This window comes from Mycolicibacterium fallax (assembly GCF_010726955.1).
Classification (GTDB): Bacteria; Actinomycetota; Actinomycetes; order Mycobacteriales; family Mycobacteriaceae; genus Mycobacterium; species Mycobacterium fallax.
In genome coordinates, this window is sequence record NZ_AP022603.1 from 2,328,906 (window position 1) to 2,349,839 (window position 20,934).

The following is a 20,934-nucleotide window of genomic DNA, read 5'->3' on the forward strand; positions in this document are numbered from 1 at the left end:
GGTTGCGGCTGCTTCGCTCAGACCGATTGCAGCATGGCCAACGGCCCGAGCGTCACCAACGCTCCGACCGCGACGGCGATCAGCGTGCTGGCGATGTCCTCGGTCTTGCGGACGACCCGCACACCGATCACCAGGCCGAGGATCACCAGCACCGAAAGCACCAGGGCAATGATGCTGTTCCACTGCCAGAGCCGGTCGAAGGCCAGGAACAGCCCGGCGCCGAACGCCACCGCGACGACGGACTGCAGCGCGATCGCCGCGCCGTACATCAGCCGGTGCCCGCCGCCGCCGGTGGCCGGGGCCGACCGCAACGCGACCGGTTCGGGCTCGCCGTCGTCGTCGCCGTCGTCCTCGGCGGCCTCGGCACCGGCGGCGACCTCGGCGGCCACCCGGCGGCGGGCCAGTTCGTCGGCGACGCTGTCGCCGCCGAACAGTGCGTCGTCGGCCTCGGCCTCCAGTTCCAGGTCGATGATCGCGACCGATTCGGCGTCGTCGACCAGATCCGGGCTCATCGCCTCGGCGGCCTCGAGGTCCTCGGCGGCGCTGGCGGCGTCATCGACGTCCTCGGTGGCCCTGGCGGGGCCGCGGCCCAGCACCGGGCCGCGGGAACTGCGGCGCACCGGCCGCGGGTCCGGACTGCGCTCTGGGCCCGGCGACCGCCCGCGCCGCGGCGCCGGACGCGACGAACGCTGCGGCGGCAGCTCGGCCAGCCCGGCGGCCTCGGGCGTGAGCTCGGCGGGCGCGGGCGTGGCGGGTGCGGGCGTGGGCTTGGCGGGTGCTTCGGCGGTCTTGGTGGCCGCCTCACGGCCGGCCTGACGGGCCGCGGCGCGCTTGGCCTCGGCGGCCCGGCGGCGGGCCTGCTCGGCCTCGCGGGCCTCCCGGGCCTGCTTCAGCTCTTCGGCCCGGCGCTCGGCCGCGGCCTCAGCCTCGGCCGCCTCTTCCGCGGTCTGGGTGTCGCCGGCCGGATCAGCCGGGGCGGTCTCGGCCGGCTCGGCGGCCGGTTCGGTGGCCGGTTTCTTGGCCTGCTCGGCGGCCTCGGCGTCGCGCAGATCCTGCTCGGTGACCACCGGGAACGATCCGGTGCGGATGACCGGGATCTCACCGGTCAGCTCGGCGACGGTCACCGCGTCGGCGTTGCCGCGCCGCCGCCGGCGCCGGCCGCCGGCCGGCGGCGAGCCGATGGTGCCGTTCTTCGCCAGCAACTCGGCCACCGAGACCGGCCGGGTGCTGGTCTCCTCAGAGTTCGTCATCGCTTCCCGCCCTTCGACTGCTCGGCACGCGGTTCCGCGGTACGTGGTCCAGCATCCCCCACCGGTGTCTCAACCAAGGCCGTTCCATCCGCTTCGGCGTCGAGTTTGCGCAGAATCAGGCCCTCCCGCAGGGCCCACGGGCAAATATCGACGGTTTCTATTGACAACGCACGCATGCTCGCCTCGGCCACCAGAGCACCCGCCACAATCTGCGGCGCGCGCTCGGAGCTCACTCCCTCCAACTCGGCACGATCTGCCGTGGTCATCCTAGAGATGAACGATATGAGCTGTCTGAGACCGCTGGCCGTCAGCGTCCGCTTCACCCGGGGTCCGGCCCCCGACGGCGCGGCCCCGGTCAGCCGGGCCAGCGACCGGAAGGTCTTCGACGACGCCACCGTGAGGTCCGGTGCGCCCGCGGCCAGCACCTCCTTGGCCGGGCCGGCCAGCTCGTTGTCCAGCCAATCGCGCAGTACCCCGACCCGGCGCCGGCCGGGCGGATCCTCGCTGAGCCACTCCCGGGTCAGCCGGCCCGCGCCCAGCGGCAGCGACAACGCGATCTCGGGTTCCTCGTCGAGGCCGCTGGACAGCTCCAGCGACCCGCCGCCGATGTCGAGGTCGATGATCCGGCCGGCGCTCCAGCCGTACCAGCGCCGCACCGCCAGGAAGGTCAGCCGGGACTCGTCGCGCCCGGACAGCACCTGCAGCCGCACCCCGGTCTCGTTGAACACCCGGGCCAGCACGTCCTCGGTGTTGGTGGCGTCGCGCACCGCGGAGGTGGCGAACGCCAGCAGCTCACTGCAGCCGGAGCTGCCGGCGATCTTGGCGAAGTCACCGACGGTGGCGATCAGCTTGTCGGCACCCTTGCGGGTCAGTTTGCCCGAGTCGTCGATCGCCTCGGCCAGCCGCAGCGCCTCCTTCGTCGAACTCATCGGCGTGGGATGGCCGCCGCGGCGGGCATCCACCACCAGCAGATGCACCGTGTTGCTACCCACATCGAGTACGCCCAATCGCACGCACACAAACTAGTCCGATATCCGCCGTCGTGCCGCGAGTGGGGCGGCGTTTCCTCCGCCCGGGGCGAACCGGCCGCGGCCCGGCCCCGGGCGTGGCTTCCTTTGCCAGCCGCGTGCATTACCGTGGCAGCCGTGAATGCCCGGTCCCCCGACCACCCCCGCGAGGTGGCCCTGGATTTCCCCCGCGAGTGGGTGGAATTCCTCGACCCGGACAACGCCGAGCATCTGATCTCCGCCGACCTGACCTGGTTGCTGTCGAGGTGGAGCTGCGCGTTCGGCACCCCGGCCTGCCTGGGCACCGTTGCCGGTCGCCCCGATGACGGCTGCTGCAGCCACGGCGCCTTCCTGTCCGACGACGACGACCGGGCCCGGCTCGACGACGCCGTCGCCCAACTCACCGACGAGGACTGGCAGTTCCGCGACCGGGGCCTGGGCCGCAAGGGCTACCTCGAGGAGGACGAGTACGACGGCGAACCGCAGCTGCGGACCCGCAAGTACAAGGGTGCCTGCATCTTCCTGAACCGGCCCGGCTTCGCCGGCGGCATCGGCTGCGCGCTGCACTCCAAGGCGATGCGGCTGGGCGTCGAGCCGCTGACCATGAAGCCCGAGGTGTGCTGGCAGCTGCCGCTGCGACGCAGTCAGGAGTGGGTCAGCCGGCCCGACGGGTCGGAGATCCTCAAGACCACCCTCACCGAATACGACCGCCGCGGCTGGGGTTCGGGCGGGGCGGACCTGCACTGGTACTGCACCGGCGATCCCGCGGTGCACACCGGGGCGCGGGCGGTCTATGAGACCTACGCCCCGGAGCTGACCGAGCTGATCGGCGCCAACGCCTACGCCGAGCTGGCCGCGCTGTGCCGTCGGCGCGCCGAGCTGGGCATCGTGGCGGTGCATCCGGCGACGGCAGAGGCTCAGGCCCAGGCGGACCAGCAGGCTCAGCCCTCCAGCTTGTAGCCCAGGCCGCGGACGGTGACCAGGTGCACCGGGCTGGCCGGGTCGGCCTCGATCTTCGAGCGCAGCCGCTTGACGTGCACGTCGAGGGTCTTGGTGTCCCCGACGTAGTCCGCGCCCCACACCCGGTCGATCAGCTGGCCACGGGTCAGCACCCGGCCGCTGTTGCGCATCAGGTACTCCAGCAGGTCGAACTCCTTGAGCGGCAGGGTGATCGGTGCGCCGTTGACGCTGACCACGTGCCGCTCGACATCCATCCGCACCGGACCGGCCTGCAGGATCCCGTCGGCCAGCGCGGGGTCGGCGTCGGCCCCGCGGCGCAGCACCGCCCGGATCCGGGCGATCAGCTCGCGCGCCGAATACGGCTTGGTGACGTAGTCGTCGGCACCCAGCTCCAGGCCCACCACCTTGTCGATCTCACTGTCGCGGGCGGTGACCATGATCACCGGCACCGCGGAGCGGGCCCGCAACTGCTTGCACACGTCGGTGCCGCTCATCCCGGGCAGCATCAGGTCCAGCAGCACGATGTCGGCGCCGCTGCGGTCGAACTCGGCCAGCGCCGACGGGCCGTCGGCGGCGATGGTCGTCTCGAACCCCTCCTTGCGCAGCAGGAAGGCCAGCGGGTCGGCCAGCGACTCTTCGTCCTCGACGATCAGCACGGTGGTCATCAGTTGTCATCTCTTTCTTCGGGATCCTCGACGGTGTCCGGCCAGGCCGGAATCGACAGGGTGAAGGTGGATCCGGTGCCGAGTTGGCTCCACAACCGGATCGATCCGTTGTGATTGGCGGCGACGTGCTTGACGATGGCCAGCCCGAGGCCGGTGCCGCCGGTGGCCCGGGACCGGGCCGGGTCGACGCGGAAGAACCGCTCGAAGACACGCTGCTGGTCCTGGCGCGCGATGCCGATGCCGCGGTCGGTGACGGCGATCTCGATGTTGTCCCCGCGGCGCTGCCGGGAGATCGACACCGGCGAGTTCTCCGGCGAATAGGCGATGGCATTGCCGATCAGGTTGGCCACCGCGGTGGCCAGCAGCGCCGGGTCCCCGAGCACGCTGCGGCCACTCGGCTCGTCGGTGACGACCGCGATGCCGGCGTTCTCCGCGGCCACCTTGGTCCGCGACACCGCCTCGGCCACCACCGCGTCGACGTCGACCTCGGCCAGATCGGGCAGCGGCTCGGCGCCCTGCAACCGGGACAGCTCGATCAGTTCCCCGACCATGTTGCCCAGCCGGGTGGATTCGGCCAGCACCTTCGCCCCGAAGTGCGCGACGACCTCGGGGTCGTCGACGGACTCCAGCAGCGCCTCGGCCAGCACGCTCATCGCGCCGACCGGGGTCTTGAGCTCGTGGCTGACGTTGGCGACGAAGTCACGCCGGGTGGCCTCCATCCGGGCCTGCTCGGACTGGTCGTCGGCGTAGACCAGCACGAACCGGCGATCCACCCCGGTCATCAGCCGGGCCTGGCCCCGCACCGCCAGCCCGGAGCGGCCCGGGGCCGCGCGGCGCGGCGCCGAAAGTTCCAGCGGCCCGTCGTTGCCGGTGGCGAAGATGCGCTGCACGACCTGCCAGACCCGCTCGTCGAGCAGCCGGTCCCGCACCAGGCCGAGTTCGGTGGCCCGCTCATTGAAGTAGACGACGTCGCGGAACCGGTCGACGACGACGACCGCCATCGGCGCCCCGGCGACCACGTGCGAGAGCAACTGCGCCATCGTCAGGCCGGATTGCTCGGCGACCGCGGCGCGGCGCCGCTGCACCACCCGCGGGGCCAGCAACGCGCCGAGGGCGATGCCGCCCAGCGCGGCGATGCCCGCGAGCAGCACTGCCGCCACGACACTCACGTGCCAGATCGTACGCATGCGGTGAACGCCATCCCAGCAGCGTGCGGCCGATCACGGCACACATCACAGCCGCTGAACCAGGAGTTTTACCCGCGTTCACCGGGGTTCACCGACCGTTCAACCGGGGTTGTCCGGGGGTGGGCGCTCCCTGCCGGGGGCTACTCGGCGGGGGCTACTTGTCGTTGGGCTACTTGGCGTTGGGCTACTTGGCGTTGCCCTGGTTGGCGACGGCGGCGGCACCGGCGGCGGCCGCCTCCGGGTCCAGGTAGGTGCCCCCGGCCACGATCGGCTTGAGGTTCTCGTCCAGGTCGTAGCGCAGCGGGATGCCGGTCGGGATGTTCAGGCCGGTGATCTCGTCGTCGGACATGCCGTCGAGGTACTTCACCAGCGCGCGCAGCGAGTTGCCGTGCGCGGCGATCAGCACCGTCTTGCCGGCCCGCAGGTCCGGCACGATGGTCTCCTCGAAGTAGGGCACCAGCCGGGCCACCACGTCGGCGAGGCATTCGGTCAGCGGCCCGCCACCGATCGCCGCGTAGCGCGGGTCGGCGTCCTGGCTGAACTCGCTGCCCTTCTCGATCGCCGGCGGCGGGGTGTCGTAGCTGCGGCGCCAGGCCATGAACTGCTCGTCGCCGTAGCGTTCCTTGGTGGCGGCCTTGTCCAGCCCCTGCAGCGCGCCGTAGTGCCGCTCGTTGAGCCGCCAGTCCCGGTGTACCGGGATCCAGTGCCGGTCGGCGGCGTCCAGCGCCAGGTTCGCGGTGGTGATCGCCCGGCGCAGCAGCGAGGTGTACAGCACATCGGGCAGCAGGCCTTCGGCGGCCATCAGTTCACCGCCGCGGACCGCCTCGCGGCGGCCCTGCTCGGTCAGGTGGACGTCCACCCAGCCGGTGAACTGGTTCAGCGCGTTCCATTCGCTCTGGCCGTGCCGGAGCAGCACCAACGTCGAGGTTCCCATGCCGGGCATCCTCTCACGACGACTCGGTGGTCACGTCCTGGTCCTCGATCAGATGGGAGAACGCGCGCAGGTTCTTCAGCGATTCCCCGCGCTCCACCCGCCACGCCCACTCCTTGCGGATCGAGTTGGCGAAGCCGAGTTCCAGCAGGGTGTTGAAATCGGCGTCGACGGCCTCGAGCACCTGGCCGAGAATCCGGTCGATCTCGTCGGCGGTCACCGACTCCAGCGCGATCAGCCCGACCAGGTAAATGTCGCCTACATTGTCCAGGGTGTAGGCCACCCCGTAGAGCCGCCGGTTGCGCCGCAGCAGGAACCGGTAGACGCCCTCGTGGTTCTCGTCGGGCCGCCGGCAGACGAACGCCTCGACCCGCACCGAGTGCCCGCCGATCGACAAGATGGTGTTGGTCTTGAGCCGGCGTTCACCGGGCAGCTCGACGACCAGGGCCGGCAGTTCCCCGTCGGTGCCGGGCACCCGGTGGTAGGTCAGCTCGCGGTCGTCCAGCGCGGCGGTGATCAGCGCTTCGGCATTCATCGGGACTCCGTCGGTACTCATCGGGACTCCGTCGCTACGTTGCGGACCACGCCGCGGCGCATGGTCCAGCGCCGGCCGGCCCGCCGCGCGATCAGCGCCCGGCCGGCGGCCGGCGGCCGGGCCCGGCCGTAGTCGGCGATCGCCCGGCGGTAGGACTCCAGCAGCGCGTCGGCGGTGTGCCCCCAGGAAAAGCCGGCGGCGTGCGCCACGGCGTTGCGGCCCAGCCGCTCGAGCAGTTCGGGGCCGCCGTCGAGCAGGTCGCCGATCGCCGCGGCCCAGCGCGCCGGATCGTGGCCGTCGACCAGCACCCCGGTGACCCCGTCGCGCACCGCGACCGGCAGGCCGCCGACCCGGGCGGCGACCACCGGTGTGCCGCAGGCCTGCGCCTCCACCGCGACCAGCCCGAAGGACTCCGAGTAGCTGGGCACCGCGACCAGGTCGGCGGCGCGCAGCAGGGTGACCAGGTCGGGGCGGGACTGCGGCGGCAGGAAATGCACCCGCTCGGCGATGTCGAGATCCTGCGCCAGCCGGGCCAGGCCGTCGGGCGCGGACAGCCCGGAGCCCGACGGGCCGCCGGCCACCACCACCTGCACCCCGGGGCGGAGCGCGATCGCCCGCAGCAGCACGTCGGGGGCCTTGAGCGGCTGGATCCGGCCGACGAACGCCGCCAGCGGCCCGTCCCCCAGGCCCAGCGCCGCGCGGGCCTGCGCCCGGTCGCCGGGGGTGAACATGTCCAGGTCGACGCCGGGATGCACGACGTCGATGCGGGCCGGGTCGGCCCGGTGGTGCGCCACCAGCTCGGCGGCCTCGGTGTCGGTGTTGACGATCAGCCGGTCCGCCTCGTCGACGACCTGCTGCTCGCCGACCGCACGCAGCGGCGGCTCGGGGGTGTCGCCGTCGGCCAGCGCGGCGTTCTTCACCGCGGCGAGGGTGTGCGCGGTGTGCACCAGCGGCACCGCCCAGCGGTCCGCGGCCAGCCAGCCCACCTGCCCGGACAGCCAGTAGTGCGAGTGCACGACGTCGTAGTAGCCGGGCTCCTGGACCGCCTCGGCCCGCAGCACCGCGGCGGCGAACGCGCACAGCTGGGTGGGCAGGTCGTATTTGTCCAAGCCCTCGAACGGGCCGGCGACCACGTTGCGGACCGTCACCCCGGGCGCGACCGACACCATCGCCGGGTCCGCGGAGCTGGTGGCCCGGGTGAAGATGTCGACGGCCACCCCGCGGCGGGCCAGGTTCAGCGCACTCTGCAGCACATAGACGTTCAGGCCACCGGCATCACCGTTGCCGGGCTGGGCCAGCGGTGAGGTGTGGACCGAGATCACGGCAACGCGCACACTCCCATACTTGCACGGTCGGGATCGGCTCAGCCGACCCGGCGCAGCGCCCGCAGCGGGTCGGTGTACAGGGCACCCAGCGAAACAATGCCGGCGCCGGCCTCCTGCACCCGGGCCCCGAACGCGCTGACCCGGATCTCCCGCGGGCCCGGCGCACCGCGCCCGGCATAGGCCTCGGCGAGCGCGGCAAGGCCCTCCGGGTAGTCGGTGAACGCCTGCCCACCGACGATCAGCTCGTCGGGGTTGAGCAGGTCGCTCAGCAGCCCGATCGCCCGCCCCAGCACCCGGGCCCGTTCCTGCAGCAAACTCGTCGCGGTGTCGTCACCGGCGCGGGCGGCGGCCAGCAGCGGGGCCAGCACCGCGCCGGGGCCCGCCGCGGCGGGCAGCGTGACCCCGGCCCGCCGGGCGGCCGCCAGCACCGCCTCGTCGATGACGGTGGATGCCAGGGTTCCGTTGCCGCCCAGCAGTTCCGAGGTGACCGGCAGGGTGGCGATGGTCCCGGGACCGCCGGCCGGGCTGTGCACCCGGCCGCCGATCACCAGTGCGTAGCCGACGGTGTCGCGGGCGTAGACGTAGAGCCGGGTGTCCGACTCCGACGGCGCGGCGCGCTGCCCCAGCAACAGCTCCGCGGCGGCCATCGCGTCGACGTGGGTGGCCACCGACACCGGCAGGCCCAGCGCCTCGGCCAGCACCGGTCCGACCGGCGCCTGAGTCCAGCCCAGCCGCGGATGGTCGACGTAGCCGGCGGCGCTGTCGACCGACCCGCCGATCGTCACCCCGACCGCCAGCGTGCGGCGCCGCCGCCAGCGGCTCAGGTAGCGCCGGGCGCTGGCCGCCACGGCGGCCAGCGCGGCCCGCTGATCGCCGTGCGGGGTCGGGATCTCCACGGTGTCCAGGGCCCGTCCGCGCAGGTCGGTGGCGACGATGCTGGTGGCCCGGACGCCGATGTGGATGCCCAGGGTCAGGTACGGCTCGTGGTTGACCTCGACCGGGATGCGCGGCCGGCCGATCGCACCGGCGGCGGCCAGATCGGCGCGTTCGCGCAGCAGTTCGGCCTCCAGCAGCGCCGCGACCTGGCGGTTGACCGTCGCGGCGGACAGCCCGGTGGCCCGGGCGATGTCGTCGCGGCCGATCGGGCCGCGGGCCCGGGCCGCGCCGAACACCACGGCGGTGGCCGACGAGGCGACCCGCAGCGAGGGCGTGACGATCCGGTGCCGCGACCGCGGCGGGTGCAGCCGGATCGGGGAAGCGGGAGTGGAAACGGGAGAAAGAATGGCGGTGCGCACGGCGGTGGTCCTTGGGATGTCGGGGCGGGGAGACCGGTCCGCACCGACAGACAGAGCCCGTCAGGCGCGGCAGAAACCGGGACAACAACTGCCGGCGTGCACCGCGGCAAAGGTTCCCGTCACCATGGCGGTGAATCTAACACGCTGACTAAAGTTGCCCCAATGACCAGTTCCGCCGCCGGTTCGCCGGATCAGGCCCGGCCCGCACCGATCGCCGTCGTCACCGGGGCCAGCTCCGGGATCGGTGAGGCCACCGCGAAAACCCTCGCCGCGCAGGGCTTTCACGTCGTCGTCGCGGCCCGCCGCGGTGACCGGCTGCAGGCGCTGGCCGCCGAGATCGGCGGCACCGCCGTGGTGGTCGACGTCACCGACCCGGACCGGGTCGACGCGCTGGCGGCCGCGGTCGCCGCGCTGCCCGGCCCGGTGCGGGTGCTGGTCAACAACGCCGGCGGGGCACGCGGCCTGGCGCCGGTCGCCGAGGCCGACATCGAGCACTGGCGGTGGATGTGGGAGACCAATGTGCTGGGGACCCTGCGGGTCACCCGGGCGCTGCTGTCCGCGCTGATCGACTCCGGTGACGGGCTGATCGTGACGGTCACCTCGGTCGCCGCGTTCGAGCTCTACCAGGGCGGCGCCGGCTACACCTCGGCCAAGCACGCCGAGAGCGCGTTGCACGGCACGCTGCGCCGGGAACTGCTCGGCAAACCGGTGCGGTTCACCGAGATTGCGCCGGGAGCGGTCGAAACCGAGTTCTCCCTGGTGCGCTTCGACGGGGACCGGCAGCGCGCCGACGCGGTGTACGCGGAGATGACGCCGCTGACCGCCGGCGACATCGCCGAGGTGATCGGCTTCGTGGCGTCACGCCCGGCGCACGTCTGCCTGGATCGGGTGGTGATCCGGCCGCGCGACCAGTCGCCGCGCTGAGCCTCAGCCCGGCGGCTCGGCGCCGTCGCCGGGCGGGGTGGTCGCCGGCCGGGTGGTTGTCGTGGCGGGCGGGGTGGTTGTCGGGGTGCCCGAGAGCGTCGGCGCGTTCGACGGGGTGGCCGGCGCGCGCGACGGCAGGTTCATCGTGGAGGCCGAATCCGCCAGCGCCGACATGGATTTCCACTCGTCCCAGTCCACCGCCCAGTCCCAGATGTCGCCGTCGGCGTAGGACAGCTCGATCGAGGTGCCGGTGACCTCCACCGGGTCGCCGTAGATCGCGGTGTAGAAGTACTGCTCGGCGTCGCCGGTGGACAGGTTGATGCAGCCGTTGGTGACGTTGGTGTTGCCCTGGGCGTCGGCGCTGTTGGGGTTGGCGTGGATGAACTCGCCGTTGTTGGAGATCCGCACCGCCCAGCGCTCGTGCACGTTGGTGTAGCCGGCGGCCGGGTTGGACATCCAGAAGTCGGCGTACTTCTCGGTGACGACGTGGATGCCGCTGCGGGTGACGTTGCGCGGCAGGTCCCCCTCGCCGTAGCTGCACGGGAAGTCGAACAGCACGCCGTCGTCGGTGAGCACCCGGATCCGGTGGCTCGGCGCGTCGGCCTGGACCAGCTGGCGGCGACCGATGCTGAAGTCCAGGGTGGAGTCGGCGCCGCCGAAGTTCCCCTCGCCGAAGTCGACGCCGTACAGCGGGGCGGTCACCCGCACCGTGGTGCCGGCCGGGAAGTAGTCGCGGCTGCGCCAGTGCACCCGCGAGCCCGCGGCCTCGTCGGGCAGCCAGGCCCAGCTGCCCTCGACCGCCGGCTCGGTGTGCACCGCCAGGGCGCGCTCGACGGCGGCCTTGTCGGCGATCGGCGCGTCGAACTGCAGGATGATCGGCGCGGCCACCCCGACGGTCTGGCCGTCGGCGAGCTGGAACTGCCCGTTGACCACGGCGGCCGGGGCGATGGTGCGAAACGTCGCGGCCACCTCGACCGGGTTGCCGTCCTGCCCGACCACCGACCCGCTCCAGGTGTAGGTCTGCGCGTAGCCCAGCGGCTCGGTCACGGTGAACGCGGTGCGGTCCCGATTGAGCACCCCGGCGACCACCTTGCCGTCGGCGTTGATCAGCGCGGCCCGCTGCAGCCAGCCGTCGGTGACCGCCAGCCGCACCGGGGTGCGCGGGTTGACCTCGACGGCCGCGTCGGCGGGGCTGAAGTTCAGCGTCGGCGACGGCGGCGGGCCCGCGGACTGCGGGCCGTCAGACCCGGACCGGCAGGCCGCCAGCGCCCCCGACGCGGCGACACCGAGCGCCAGCGCGCTCAGCGCCCGGCGCCTGGTCATCGGCGCAGCTGTCGGGGTATTGCGGTCCGGATTCACTGGGGCCAAGGATACGGACCGGTCACGATCGGGGCGACATCCGCACCGGGGCGGCAGCTCAGAGTTCGGCGCCGACCAGCACCGGTTCGGGCACCAGCTCGACGCCGAACCGATCGCGCACCCCGTCGCGCACGGTGCGGGCCAGCCGCAGGATGTCGGCGGTGCGGGCGTCGCCGCGGTTGGTCAGCGCCAGGGCGTGCTTGGTGGACAGCCGGGCCGGGGCGTCCGGGCCCGGGAAGCCCTTGCCGAAGCCGGCCTGCTCGACCAGCCAGCCGGCGGCCAGCTTGACCCCGTCGGGGGCCGGGTAGTGCGGCACCGGGCCGGGCACCGCCGCGCACAGCCGGGTGTACACCGCTTCGGGCACCACCGGGTTGGTGAAGAACGAGCCGACGCTCCAGGTGTCGTGATCCTCGGCGTCGAGCACCATGCCCTTGCCCCGGCGCAGCGCGAGCACCGCCGCGCGCACCCGGGCCGGGTCGGCGCGCTCCCCCGGCGCCACACCCAGGGTGCTGCCGAGTTCGCCGTAGCGCAGCGGCGCGCTGCGCCCGGTGTCGTCCAGGTCGAACTCCAGTTCCAGCACGACGGCGTGATCGGAGCCCTTCAGCACGCTGGTGCGGTAGCCGAAGCCCAGCCGCTCGGCGGGCACCCAGTCGACCGCACCGGTGTGGCGGTCCAGCAGTCGCACCCGGGTCAGCAGGTCGGCGACCTCGACCCCGTAGGCGCCGACGTTCTGCACCGGGGTGGCGCCGGCCGAGCCGGGGATGCCGGACAGGCATTCCAGGCCGCCGAGGCCGGCGTCCAGCGCCGCGGCCACCACGTCGTCGAACACCGCGCCCGCCTCGACCCGCACCCGGGGGCCCTCGACGGTGATCGCCGCGGCGGCCAGCCGCAGCACGGTCAGGTCGGCGATGTCGTCGGCGATCACCACGTTGGAGCCGCCGGCCAGCAGCAGCGGCCGGGCCCCCTCGGCATCGAGTTCACCGACCGCGGCGACGATCTGCGCGACGCTGCCCGCGGTGATCACCCGGGCAGCCACCGGCCCGGTGCGCAGCGTGGTCAACGACGCCAGCGGCACCTGCTCGGCCACCACCGCGCCTGCGTACCGTTCACCGACCACGGGGCGTAACGGTAGCCTGACCAGCCATGGCGCGCTCATTCGACATGTCCGCCGACTACGCAGGCAGCGTCGAGGCGGTGTTGGGGGCCTTCGCCGACGAACGGTACTGGCTGGCCCGGCTGGCCCAGTCCGGCGCCGACGAGGCGTTGCTCGAGGAGCTGGCGGTGTCGCCGTCGGGGGCGGTGACGGTGGCGACCACCCAGGTGCTGTACCGCGACAAGCTGCCCGGCGTCGTCGCCCAGTTCCATCGCGGCAACCTGCGCATCACCCGCCGCGAGCAGTGGGAGCCGATCGCCGACGGGCGTTCGGCGGCGACGGTCAGCGGCGCGGTGCCCGGGGCGCCGGTGACGCTGACCGGGGACGCCCGGCTGCAACCCGCCACCACCGCGGACGCGTCCCGGGCGACGCTGCGGCTGGCCGTCGAGGTGCGGGTGCCGCTGGTCGGCGGCAAGATCGAGGAGATGCTCGGCGGCCGGCTGCGGGAGCTGATCCGCATCGAGGGCGACTTCACCAACGGCTGGATCGCCGGGCCGCACTGATGGCCAAGCCGCTGGGCGTGATCACCCGCGGCACCACCGGCCGCAACCGGCTCCGGCGCTGCGACCGCTGGCTGGTGCATTCGCCGCGGGTGCGCCGGGCGCTGACCGCCGCGGCCGATCCGCTGGTCGTCGACCTCGGTTTCGGGGCGATGCCGGTCACGACGCTGGAGCTGGCGGCCCGGCTGCACGCGGTGCGCCCGGACATCCGGCTGGTCGGGCTGGAGATCGACCCCGGGCGGGTGGCCGCGGCGGCGCCCGCGGCGATCCCCGGGGTCAGTTTCGCTCTCGGCGGTTTCGAGCTGGCCGGCCTGCGCCCGGTGCTGGTGCGGGCCTTCAACGTGCTGCGGCAGTACCCGGTCGAGGCGGTTCCCCGGGTGTGGGAACGGCTGCGCGGGCAGCTGGCCGACGGCGGTCTGATCATCGACGGCACCTGCGACGAGCTGGGCCGGCGCTGCGCCTGGGTGCTGCTGGACGCCGACGGGCCGATCAGCCTGACGCTGGCCTGCGACCCGCACCGCATCGACCGGCCGTCGGATCTGGCCGAGCGGCTGCCCAAGGCACTCATCCACCACAATGTGCCGAGCCAGCCGATTCACGACCTGCTGGCCGCCGCGGACCGGCACTGGGCGGCGGCCGCCGGGCACGGGGTGTTCGGGCCGCGGGTGCGCTGGCGGGCGATGCTGGCGGGGCTGGCCGACGACGGCTGCCCGGTCGCGCCGCAGCGGCGCCGGCTGCGCGACGCGGTGCTCACCGTGCCGTGGGCCGCGGTCGCGCCCGCCGGCGCGGACCCGACCGGCCTACCCTGAGGATCATGCGGATCGCCTTGGCCCAGATCACCAGCGGCACCGACCCGGCCGCCAACCTGGCGACGCTGACCGAGTACACCCGCCGGGCCGCCGACACGGGGGCGGCGCTGGTGGTGTTTCCGGAGGCCACCATGTGCCGGTTCGGGGTGCCGCTGCGCGGCGTCGCCGAGCCGATCGACGGCCGCTGGGCCGACGGGGTGCGCCGGGCCGCCGGCCAGGCCGGGATCACCGTGGTGGCCGGGATGTTCTGCCCGGCCGACGGGCACCGGGTCACCAACACCCTGCTGGCCACCGGCCCGGACACCGAGGCCCGCTACGACAAGATCCACCTCTACGACGCGTTCGGGTTCGCCGAGTCCAAGACCGTCGCCCCCGGCGCCACCCCCACCCTGATCAGCGTCGACGGCGTCCGGGTCGGGCTGAGCACCTGCTATGACATCCGCTTCCCCGAGCTATACGTCGAGCTGGCCCGCCGCGGCGCCGAACTGATCACCGTCAGCGCGTCGTGGGGCGCCGGTCCGGGCAAGGCCGAGCAGTGGAACCTGCTGGCCCGGGCCCGGGCGCTGGACGTCGCCGGTTACGTCGCGGCCGTCGACCAGGCCTACCCCGGCGACCAGATCGCCGGCACCGGGCCGACCGGGGTGGGCGGCAGCCTGCTCGCCTCGCCGCTGGGCGAGCAGATCGTGGCGGCCGGCGCTGATCCGGCGCTGCTGATCGCCGATGTTGACCCCGACCGGGTGCGCTCGGCCCGCGGCACCCTGGCGGTGCTCTCCAACCGTCGCTCGGGCGGCACTCAGTTCGATAGGGCAGAATCGCGCGGGTGACGTATCCGCCGCAGGGCCCGCCCGCTCCCGGAGGCCGGCCAGACCCGTCCGCACACTCCCCCGGTGACCCGTCCGAGTGGTCCCAGTCCGGCGAGGTGCCCCCGACCGAGCAGATCCCGCGGCCCGACGCCGCCACCACTGCGATTCCGGCGCCTCCGGTCAGCGCGGCGCCGCCGCCGGTGTCCGGGGACGTCCCCGCCGCGCCGCACGGCGACCGGCCCGGGTCGGAAGCCGGCAAGCCGCGGGGCCGGTTCGGTGACCTGCTGCGAGATCCACTGTCGGTGACGCTGGTGTTGATCATCGTGGTCGCGCTTGGCCTGGCCGGGGTGATCGGCGGCGAACTGTTCGCCCGCAACCGCGCCGACAGCGTGGTCGCCGGGGTGGTGCAGTGCGTGGTCCAGGACAGCGCCACTGCCTCCTTCGGGATGCTGCCGCCGTTCCTGTGGCAGCACGCGACCAAGCGGTACTCCAGCATCTCGATCCAGACCGCGGGCAACAACGTCCGCGATGCCAAGGAGATGTCGCTGGACATCCAGATCCGCGACGTCGCGCTGGCCGAGACCGCGGACGCGGCGGGCACCATCGGCTCGCTGGTGGCGACGGTGAACTGGACGGCCGAGGGCATCAAGCAGACCCTGCAGGGCGTGCTTCCGCTGGTCGGGTCGCTGATCTCGTCGGTGACGCCCAATCCCGCCGACGGCACGATCACCGTCGACGCCGGGCTGTCGACCATCGTGGCGGAGCCGACGGTGTCCGACGGCGGGGTGTCGCTGCGGGTGCTCAGCCTGACCGGGCTGGGCTTCACCCTGCCGCGCGAGACCATTCAGCCGATCCTGGACAGCGCCACCGACAAGCTCACCAAGGATTACCCGATGGGCATCAAGGCGGACAGCGTGACCGTCACCAAGGACGGCGTGCAGAGCGTGTTCTCCACCCGCAACGCCAGCATCCCGAAGGCCAACGAGGATCCCTGCTTCGCCGCACTGTGACGGTGCGACGGCTCAGAACGGTTCTTCGGCGTCACCGGGGTTGCAGCCGGCCAGCAGCAGCCGGTCGGCGCTGACCACCGGGCGCCACGGTTCCAGGTTCCAGCTGGCCTTGCCGGGTTCGGCGAACTCGGCCCAGTCCCAGTGGCAGTCGAACTGGGCGCGCATGCCGGGGCTGCCGGCCTCAGGCGCCAGCGCCAGCACCTCCGACCAGGCCCGATCGGCCAGCGCCCGGCCGCCGGGCCCGGTCACCGCGGCCCGGGCCGCAGCGCTCGGGTACACCCGCAGGCTGGGCCGGCCCTGCCAGCTGGCCCACTCGGTGTGATCGATGTAGGCCGTCATCTCGGCGGGCGGCGCCTCGGCGGGCGGCTTCTCGTCGGCCGGCCTCTCCTCAATCGGCGCTGCGGCAGCCGGTGCGGCACCGCCGCCGGCCAGCCCGCCGAGCAGCCCGGCGGCGACCAGCCCCGCGGCGGCCGGCGCCCCGAACCGCCCCGCGCGCATCAGCGCGACTTCCCCTGCACCTCGAGCAGCCGGGGACGCACGTCGGCCAGGTACACCCCGGCGGCGGCCGCGGCGATCGCGGTGCCCATCACCGACAGCCAACCCGTCACCGCCAGCAGGATCGCCAGCCCGAGGATGGCCAGCCAGATCGGCTTGGTCTGCTTGCCGGTCGCGGTGTAGGCGTCCGGGCGCTGCATCGCGGCGTTGACGAACGCGTACACGCAGACCGCGAACACACCCACCGCGATCACCAGCAGGATGTTGGCCATCAGGCCGTAGAGATGCATGCCCATAGCGTAGAACGACGACAGGGCCGACCTTTTCGGCCGGCCCTGTCGGGTTCTTGATATTTACTTCTGGGTGACCTTGGCGGCCGGGGCCTTCTTGGCCGGAGCAGCCTTCTTGGCCGGAGCAGCCTTCTTGGCCGGGGCGGCCTTCTTGGCCGGGGCCTTCTTGACGGCCTTGGCGGCGTCCTCGACCTTGACCTCGGCGTCCAGCACGGCGTCATCGACCTTCTTGGGCAGCTCGACGCCGACCAGCTTGGCGGCACGCTCGCCGACCGCGCGGGTCTGGCTGGCCACGTTGCCCAGCGCCTCCTGGGTCAGCTCGACGGCCTGGTCGACGTAGCTCTCGGCCCGCTCGGCAGCCTCTTCGACGGCGGGCTGGTTGCGCAGCCGCTCCAGGGCGGCCTCGCCGCGCTCGATCAGCTTGCTGTAGGTGGCCTGGGCGCTCTCGGCGTAACCCTCGGCGACCTTGCGCAGCTCGTCGGAGGACAGCTTCTCGCGCAGCTCCCCGATCTGCTCGGGCAGCTCATCCTGCAGCTTGGCGATGTCGTCCTGCAGCTTGTTCAGCCGGCCGCGGGCCTCTTCGCGACGCGCGGTGGCGTCGGTGCGGGCCTCGCCGGCGCGCTCGCGCAGGGTGGCGACGATCTCGTTGACGGTGGCCAGCGCCAGATCGGCGGCGCCGACGGCGGCAAGCAGCGGGGCCTTCAGGTCCTCGACAGTGTTCTCAGCCATTTTCTCTTCTCCCTTTCGTGGTACGTACTTCGTGGTCAGTTCCCGGGTTTACCCGGGATTCGGATCGGACAATCAATCAGTGCTGGGCTCTTCGGCGGTCGCCTCCGGTGGCGGCTGCGCCTGCGCGGCGTTCTGCTGCAGGAACGATGTGTAGATGTCGAGCAGTGAGCGCTTCTGCCGTTCGGTGATGGCCGAATCGTTGATCACCGCGTCGCGTACCGCGCTGCCCTCGCCCGGCTCCAGGATCCCGGCGCGAACGTAGAGCACCTCGGCGGACACCGTCAGCGCCTTGGCGATCTGTCCGAGTACCTCGGCCGACGGGTTGCGCAGCCCCCGCTCGATCTGGCTGAGGTAGGGGTTGCTGACGCCGGCTCGGGCGGCCAGTTGCCGGATCGACACCTGGGCGCCCTCGCGCTGCGCCTTGATGAAGGCACCGATGTCGGATGCGGCATGGGTGACCACCGTGGCAATGTTTTCGTCCTGCGACATCGGCAGCGGCCTCCCCTCGTCATCAATCGCTACTGCTTGGTAACAACCAGGCTACGCGAGGGTGCTAACTTTTGCAAGCGCCTGCTAGCGCAGGTCAGAATATGATCTGCGCCACGGTGTAGATCACCAGCCCGGCCAGCGCGCCGACCACGGTGCCGTTGATCCGGATGAACTGCAGGTCCCGGCCGACGTGCAATTCGATGCGCCGGCTGGCGTCCTCGGCGTCCCAGCGCTCGATCGTCTCGGTGATGATCGAGGTGATCTCCACCCCATACTGGGCGACCAGATGTTTGCCACCGCGGACAATCCAGCCCTCCACCTTGGCGCGCAACTCGGCGTCCGTGCGCAACGACTCACCGATGCCCATCACCGAGTCCGCAACCCGCAGCCGCAGCGTGCTGGCCGGATCGTCGGCACCCTCCAGCAGCAGGTTCTTCAGCGTCTTCCACGCCGTCTCGGCCGCCCGGGTGACCTCGTCGCGGGCCATCAGCTCACCCTTGACCACCTCGGCCTTGGCGATGGTGGCCGGATCGGTCTGCAGATCGTTGGCAAACTCGAACAGGAAACGGGTCGCCGAGCGGCGCAGCTCATGGTTCGGGTCGCGGCGGACCTTGTCGGTGAAGTCCATCAGCTCGCGGTGGATCCGATCCCCGACCAGCTGGTCGACGAACCGCGGCGTCCACCCCGGGGAGTCCCGGGTGACCACCCGCTCGATGGTGTCCCCGGCGGCCAGCGCCCACTCGAAGGCCCGGTCGCACAACAGCTGCAGCAGCGCCTCCTGGCGGTGCTCGGCGAGCAGCGAGGCCAGCACCCGGCCGACCGGCGGTCCCCACTGCGGCTCGCCGAGCCGGCGCACGATGACCCGGTCGATGACCTGCTGGATGTCGTCGTCGTTGAGCAGTTCGACCGCCACCCGCATGACCGTCGCGGTCTCGGTGGCCACCCGCATGGCGTGCGCCGGGTCGGCCAGCCAGTCCCCGAGCCGCGCCGGGATGTCCGCGCCGCGGATCTTCGCCTCGACCACCTCCGGGGACAGGAAGTTCTCCCGCACGAAGCTGCCCAGCCCCGCGCCGAGCTGGTCCTTCTTGCGCCGGATGATCGCGGTGTGCGGGATCGGCAGCCCGAGCGGGTGCTTGAACAGCGCGGTGACCGCGAACCAGTCGGCCAGTGCGCCCACCATGCCGGCCTCGGCGGAGGCCCGCAGGTAGCCCACCCAGCCGGGGGCGTCGCCGTCGCGCTGCGCCCAGGTGCAGACCAGGAAGACCACCGTCGCGGCGACCAGGAAGCCCGCGGCGACCAGTTTCATCCGGCGCAGCCCGCGGCGCCGCTCGTCGTCGGCGGCGACCAGGGACGCCGCCAGCGAGTCGGTCAGCGTGCTGCGGCGGGCCGGCAGCCGGTGCCGGCCGGACGCGGCCACGGCGATCTCCCGACGCGCGATGTCCGGGGCGGGCGAGGCGGGCGGCTGCGTCACCCCTCCATCATGGGCCATCCCGGCCGGCGGCGCCGGGACACCGAGCCCGCCCAGTTACTGTGACCGCCCCGGTGGGTGCGACCCGGCCCACACCCGGCCGGGCCGTAGAATCGGCGCAACTGATGGAACGGAAACCTGTGACAGTGCCTCAGCAAAGCCCGGCCGAACCGCCGAAGGTCGATGGCCGAAAACGCCGTTGGCATCAGCACAAGGTGGAGCGCCGCAACGAGCTCGTCGACGGCACCCTGGACGCCATCCGGCAGCGCGGCCGCGACGTCAGCATGGACGAGATAGCGGCCGAAATCGGGGTTTCCAAGACCGTTCTGTACCGCTATTTCGTCGACAAGAACGACCTGACGACCGCCGTCATGATGCGCTTCGCGCAGACCACCCTGATCCCGAATATGGCGGCGGCGCTGTCGACCAAACTGGACGGCTACGACCTGGCCCGGGAGATCATCCGGGTGTACGTGGAGACCGTCGCCGCGGAGCCGGAAATCTACCCGTTTGTCTTCGCCAACAGCTCCGCCAGCAAAAGCAAGGTGATCGCCGACAGCGAACGGATCATCGCCGGAATGCTGACCGTGATGTTCCGCAGGCGGATGCAGGACTCCGGGATGGACACCAAGGGCGTCGAGCCGTGGGCCTACATGATCGTCGGCGGCGTGCAGCTGGCGACGCACTCCTGGATGTCGCACCGGCGGATGAGTTCCGACGAGCTGATCGACTACCTGAGCATGATGGCGTGGAGCGCGCTGTGCGGCATCGTCGAGGTCGGCGGCTCACTGGAGGTGTTCCGCAGCAATCCGCACCCGTCCCCGGAGTTGCCCCGGAAGATCACCCCGGCCTGACCGGCGCACCCTTAGGGTGAGCGTCATGTCAGCGCTGCCCGAGCTGTGGACCCACCAACCGCGGTCCGTCCTGGCCTTCCGGCCCGGCCGGCGGGTCGCCGACATCGACACCAACGCCACCCCGGGGTTCCGCGGGGAGAAGGCCGGCGCGCCGGAACTGCAGGCCGAGCGCAACGCCGCCTTCGCCGAGCTGCAGGAAATGCTGTACGCCAACGGCAAGGCCGCCGGCGACCACCGCTCGGTGCTGCTGGTGCTGCAGGGCATGGACACCGCGGGCAAGGGCGGCATCGTCGAGCACGTGGTCGGGGCGGGCAGCCCGATGGGCATCCGCTACCGGGCGTTCGGGGTGCCGACCGCCGAGGAACGCAGCCACCACTACCTGTGGCGGATCCGCAACGCGCTGCCGCCGGCCGGGCTGCTGGGGGTGTTCGACCGCTCGCACTACGAGGACGTGCTGGTGGTTCGGGTGCACAACCTGGTCGAGCCGGCCGTCTGGGCGCCGCGCTACGACGAGATCAACGCCTTCGAGAAGGAGCTGGTCGACGCCGGCACCACGATCGTCAAGGTGGCCATGTTCGTGTCGCTGGACGAGCAGAAGAAGCGGCTGGCCGAGCGGCTGGAGCGGCCGGACAAGCACTGGAAGTACAACCCGGGCGACCTCGACGAACGCCAGCTCTGGCCGCAGTACCAGCAGGCCTACCAGGACCTGCTGGACAAGACCTCCACCGAGCACGCGCCGTGGCATGTGCTGCCGTGCGACCGCAAGTGGTACGCCCGGCTGGCGGTGACCGAGCTGCTCATCGAGGCGCTCACCGCGATGCGACTGTCCTGGCCGCCGGCCGACTTCGACGTCGAGGCCGAGCGGGCCCGGCTGCGGGCGCTGTGATCCCTACGCA

The 20,934-nt window shown here is 72.4% G+C and carries 23 protein-coding genes; 8 read left to right on the forward strand and 15 right to left on the reverse strand.

The annotated features are described in order from the left end of the window. Positions 1-17: 17 nt before the first annotated feature. Together G6N10_RS11135 and G6N10_RS11140 are read right to left on the reverse strand one after the other, a co-directional pair. A complete protein-coding gene (locus G6N10_RS11135) occupies positions 18-1,250 on the reverse strand; it encodes an Rv0497 family membrane protein (RefSeq protein WP_085096154.1) in 1,233 nt (410 codons plus the stop codon). After that, entirely contained in the window at positions 1,247-2,263 is a 1,017-nt protein-coding gene (locus tag G6N10_RS11140; RefSeq protein ID WP_085096152.1) for a Ppx/GppA family phosphatase, read from the reverse strand. The genes G6N10_RS11135 and G6N10_RS11140 overlap by 4 nt, the downstream gene beginning before the upstream one ends. 132 nt (positions 2,264-2,395) lie before the next feature. Between G6N10_RS11140 and G6N10_RS11145 the strand changes: the two genes are divergently transcribed. Beyond that, positions 2,396-3,217, forward strand: a complete 822-nt coding sequence (locus G6N10_RS11145; RefSeq protein ID WP_085096150.1) for a DUF3109 family protein — start codon at positions 2,396-2,398, stop codon at positions 3,215-3,217. Here the strand turns inward: G6N10_RS11145 and G6N10_RS11150 are convergent. From G6N10_RS11150 to G6N10_RS11175, 6 genes are all read right to left on the reverse strand, one after another. Continuing rightward, on the reverse strand, positions 3,199-3,882 hold the full coding sequence (locus G6N10_RS11150) for a winged helix-turn-helix domain-containing protein (RefSeq protein WP_085096148.1): 684 nt from the start codon (positions 3,880-3,882) through the stop codon (positions 3,199-3,201). The genes G6N10_RS11145 and G6N10_RS11150 overlap by 19 nt on opposite strands. After that, on the reverse strand, positions 3,882-5,051 hold the full coding sequence (locus G6N10_RS11155) for a sensor histidine kinase (RefSeq protein WP_085096219.1): 1,170 nt from the start codon (positions 5,049-5,051) through the stop codon (positions 3,882-3,884). The genes G6N10_RS11150 and G6N10_RS11155 overlap by 1 nt, the downstream gene beginning before the upstream one ends. A gap of 202 nt (positions 5,052-5,253) precedes the next feature. Beyond that, a complete protein-coding gene (locus tag G6N10_RS11160; RefSeq protein ID WP_085096146.1) occupies positions 5,254-6,003 on the reverse strand; it encodes a phosphoglyceromutase in 750 nt (249 codons plus the stop codon). A 13-nt stretch (positions 6,004-6,016) separates the two neighbouring features. Next, the gene (locus G6N10_RS11165; RefSeq protein ID WP_085096144.1) at positions 6,017-6,556 is read right to left on the reverse strand and encodes a type III secretion system chaperone family protein; all 540 of its coding nucleotides are present in this window, start codon (positions 6,554-6,556) and stop codon (positions 6,017-6,019) included. Next, positions 6,553-7,902, reverse strand: coding sequence for a D-inositol-3-phosphate glycosyltransferase (mshA, locus tag G6N10_RS11170; protein ID WP_109750509.1), 1,350 nt, complete (start codon positions 7,900-7,902; stop codon positions 6,553-6,555). Before mshA ends, G6N10_RS11165 begins: the two co-directional genes overlap by 4 nt. After that, a complete protein-coding gene (locus G6N10_RS11175) occupies positions 7,899-9,155 on the reverse strand; it encodes an ROK family transcriptional regulator (RefSeq protein WP_085096142.1) in 1,257 nt (418 codons plus the stop codon). Before G6N10_RS11175 ends, mshA begins: the two co-directional genes overlap by 4 nt. A gap of 162 nt (positions 9,156-9,317) precedes the next feature. Between G6N10_RS11175 and G6N10_RS11180 the strand changes: the two genes are divergently transcribed. Beyond that, on the forward strand, positions 9,318-10,079 hold the full coding sequence (locus G6N10_RS11180) for an SDR family NAD(P)-dependent oxidoreductase (RefSeq protein WP_085096140.1): 762 nt from the start codon (positions 9,318-9,320) through the stop codon (positions 10,077-10,079). A gap of 3 nt (positions 10,080-10,082) precedes the next feature. Here the strand turns inward: G6N10_RS11180 and G6N10_RS11185 are convergent, their stop codons facing one another. Then, positions 10,083-11,402 carry a L,D-transpeptidase gene (locus tag G6N10_RS11185; RefSeq protein ID WP_085096138.1) on the reverse strand — a complete coding sequence of 440 codons (1,320 nt, stop codon included), beginning with the start codon at positions 11,400-11,402 and terminating at the stop codon, positions 10,083-10,085. Positions 11,403-11,496: 94 nt separating this feature from the next. Next, positions 11,497-12,594 carry a UDP-N-acetylmuramate dehydrogenase gene (locus G6N10_RS11190; RefSeq protein ID WP_407663980.1) on the reverse strand — a complete coding sequence of 366 codons (1,098 nt, stop codon included), beginning with the start codon at positions 12,592-12,594 and terminating at the stop codon, positions 11,497-11,499. On the opposite strand from G6N10_RS11190, the gene G6N10_RS11195 reads away from it, so the two are divergent. Genes G6N10_RS11195 through G6N10_RS11210 form a run of 4 tightly spaced genes read left to right on the forward strand, consistent with a single transcriptional unit; the run spans position 12,582 to position 15,713 of the window. Beyond that, entirely contained in the window at positions 12,582-13,094 is a 513-nt protein-coding gene (locus G6N10_RS11195) for a DUF2505 domain-containing protein (RefSeq protein WP_085096134.1), read from the forward strand. The two genes, G6N10_RS11190 and G6N10_RS11195, sit on opposite strands and share 13 nt — an antisense overlap. Then, positions 13,094-13,900, forward strand: a complete 807-nt coding sequence (locus G6N10_RS11200) for an SAM-dependent methyltransferase (RefSeq protein ID WP_085096132.1) — start codon at positions 13,094-13,096, stop codon at positions 13,898-13,900. The genes G6N10_RS11195 and G6N10_RS11200 overlap by 1 nt, the downstream gene beginning before the upstream one ends. Before the next feature lie 5 nt (positions 13,901-13,905). After that, a complete protein-coding gene (locus G6N10_RS11205) occupies positions 13,906-14,724 on the forward strand; it encodes a carbon-nitrogen hydrolase family protein (RefSeq protein WP_085096130.1) in 819 nt (272 codons plus the stop codon). Then, positions 14,721-15,713: an LmeA family phospholipid-binding protein gene (locus tag G6N10_RS11210; protein ID WP_085096128.1), complete on the forward strand. Its 993-nt coding sequence runs from the start codon at positions 14,721-14,723 to the stop codon at positions 15,711-15,713. Before G6N10_RS11205 ends, G6N10_RS11210 begins: the two co-directional genes overlap by 4 nt. A gap of 12 nt (positions 15,714-15,725) precedes the next feature. Here G6N10_RS11210 and G6N10_RS11215 read toward each other — a convergent pair whose 3' ends face one another. The 5 genes from G6N10_RS11215 to G6N10_RS11235 all read right to left on the reverse strand — a co-directional run bounded on the left by G6N10_RS11215 (position 15,726) and on the right by G6N10_RS11235 (position 19,205). After that, positions 15,726-16,211, reverse strand: coding sequence for a DUF2599 domain-containing protein (locus tag G6N10_RS11215; RefSeq protein ID WP_085096126.1), 486 nt, complete (start codon positions 16,209-16,211; stop codon positions 15,726-15,728). Next, entirely contained in the window at positions 16,211-16,498 is a 288-nt protein-coding gene (locus tag G6N10_RS11220; protein WP_085096215.1) for a DUF2516 family protein, read from the reverse strand. The genes G6N10_RS11215 and G6N10_RS11220 overlap by 1 nt, the downstream gene beginning before the upstream one ends. A gap of 63 nt (positions 16,499-16,561) precedes the next feature. Further along, positions 16,562-17,227, reverse strand: a complete 666-nt coding sequence (locus tag G6N10_RS11225) for a heparin-binding hemagglutinin (protein WP_085096124.1) — start codon at positions 17,225-17,227, stop codon at positions 16,562-16,564. A 72-nt stretch (positions 17,228-17,299) separates the two neighbouring features. Continuing rightward, positions 17,300-17,716 carry a helix-turn-helix domain-containing protein gene (locus G6N10_RS11230; RefSeq protein ID WP_085096122.1) on the reverse strand — a complete coding sequence of 139 codons (417 nt, stop codon included), beginning with the start codon at positions 17,714-17,716 and terminating at the stop codon, positions 17,300-17,302. Positions 17,717-17,810: 94 nt separating this feature from the next. Continuing rightward, positions 17,811-19,205: a DUF445 domain-containing protein gene (locus tag G6N10_RS11235; RefSeq protein WP_085096120.1), complete on the reverse strand. Its 1,395-nt coding sequence runs from the start codon at positions 19,203-19,205 to the stop codon at positions 17,811-17,813. Positions 19,206-19,309: 104 nt separating this feature from the next. Between G6N10_RS11235 and G6N10_RS11240 the strand changes: the two genes are divergently transcribed. Both G6N10_RS11240 and G6N10_RS11245 read left to right on the forward strand, forming a co-directional pair. Further along, entirely contained in the window at positions 19,310-20,038 is a 729-nt protein-coding gene (locus G6N10_RS11240) for a TetR/AcrR family transcriptional regulator (RefSeq protein WP_407663981.1), read from the forward strand. Positions 20,039-20,063: 25 nt separating this feature from the next. After that, positions 20,064-20,924, forward strand: a complete 861-nt coding sequence (locus tag G6N10_RS11245; RefSeq protein WP_085096116.1) for a polyphosphate kinase 2 family protein — start codon at positions 20,064-20,066, stop codon at positions 20,922-20,924. The last annotated feature ends 10 nt before the right edge of the window (positions 20,925-20,934 follow it).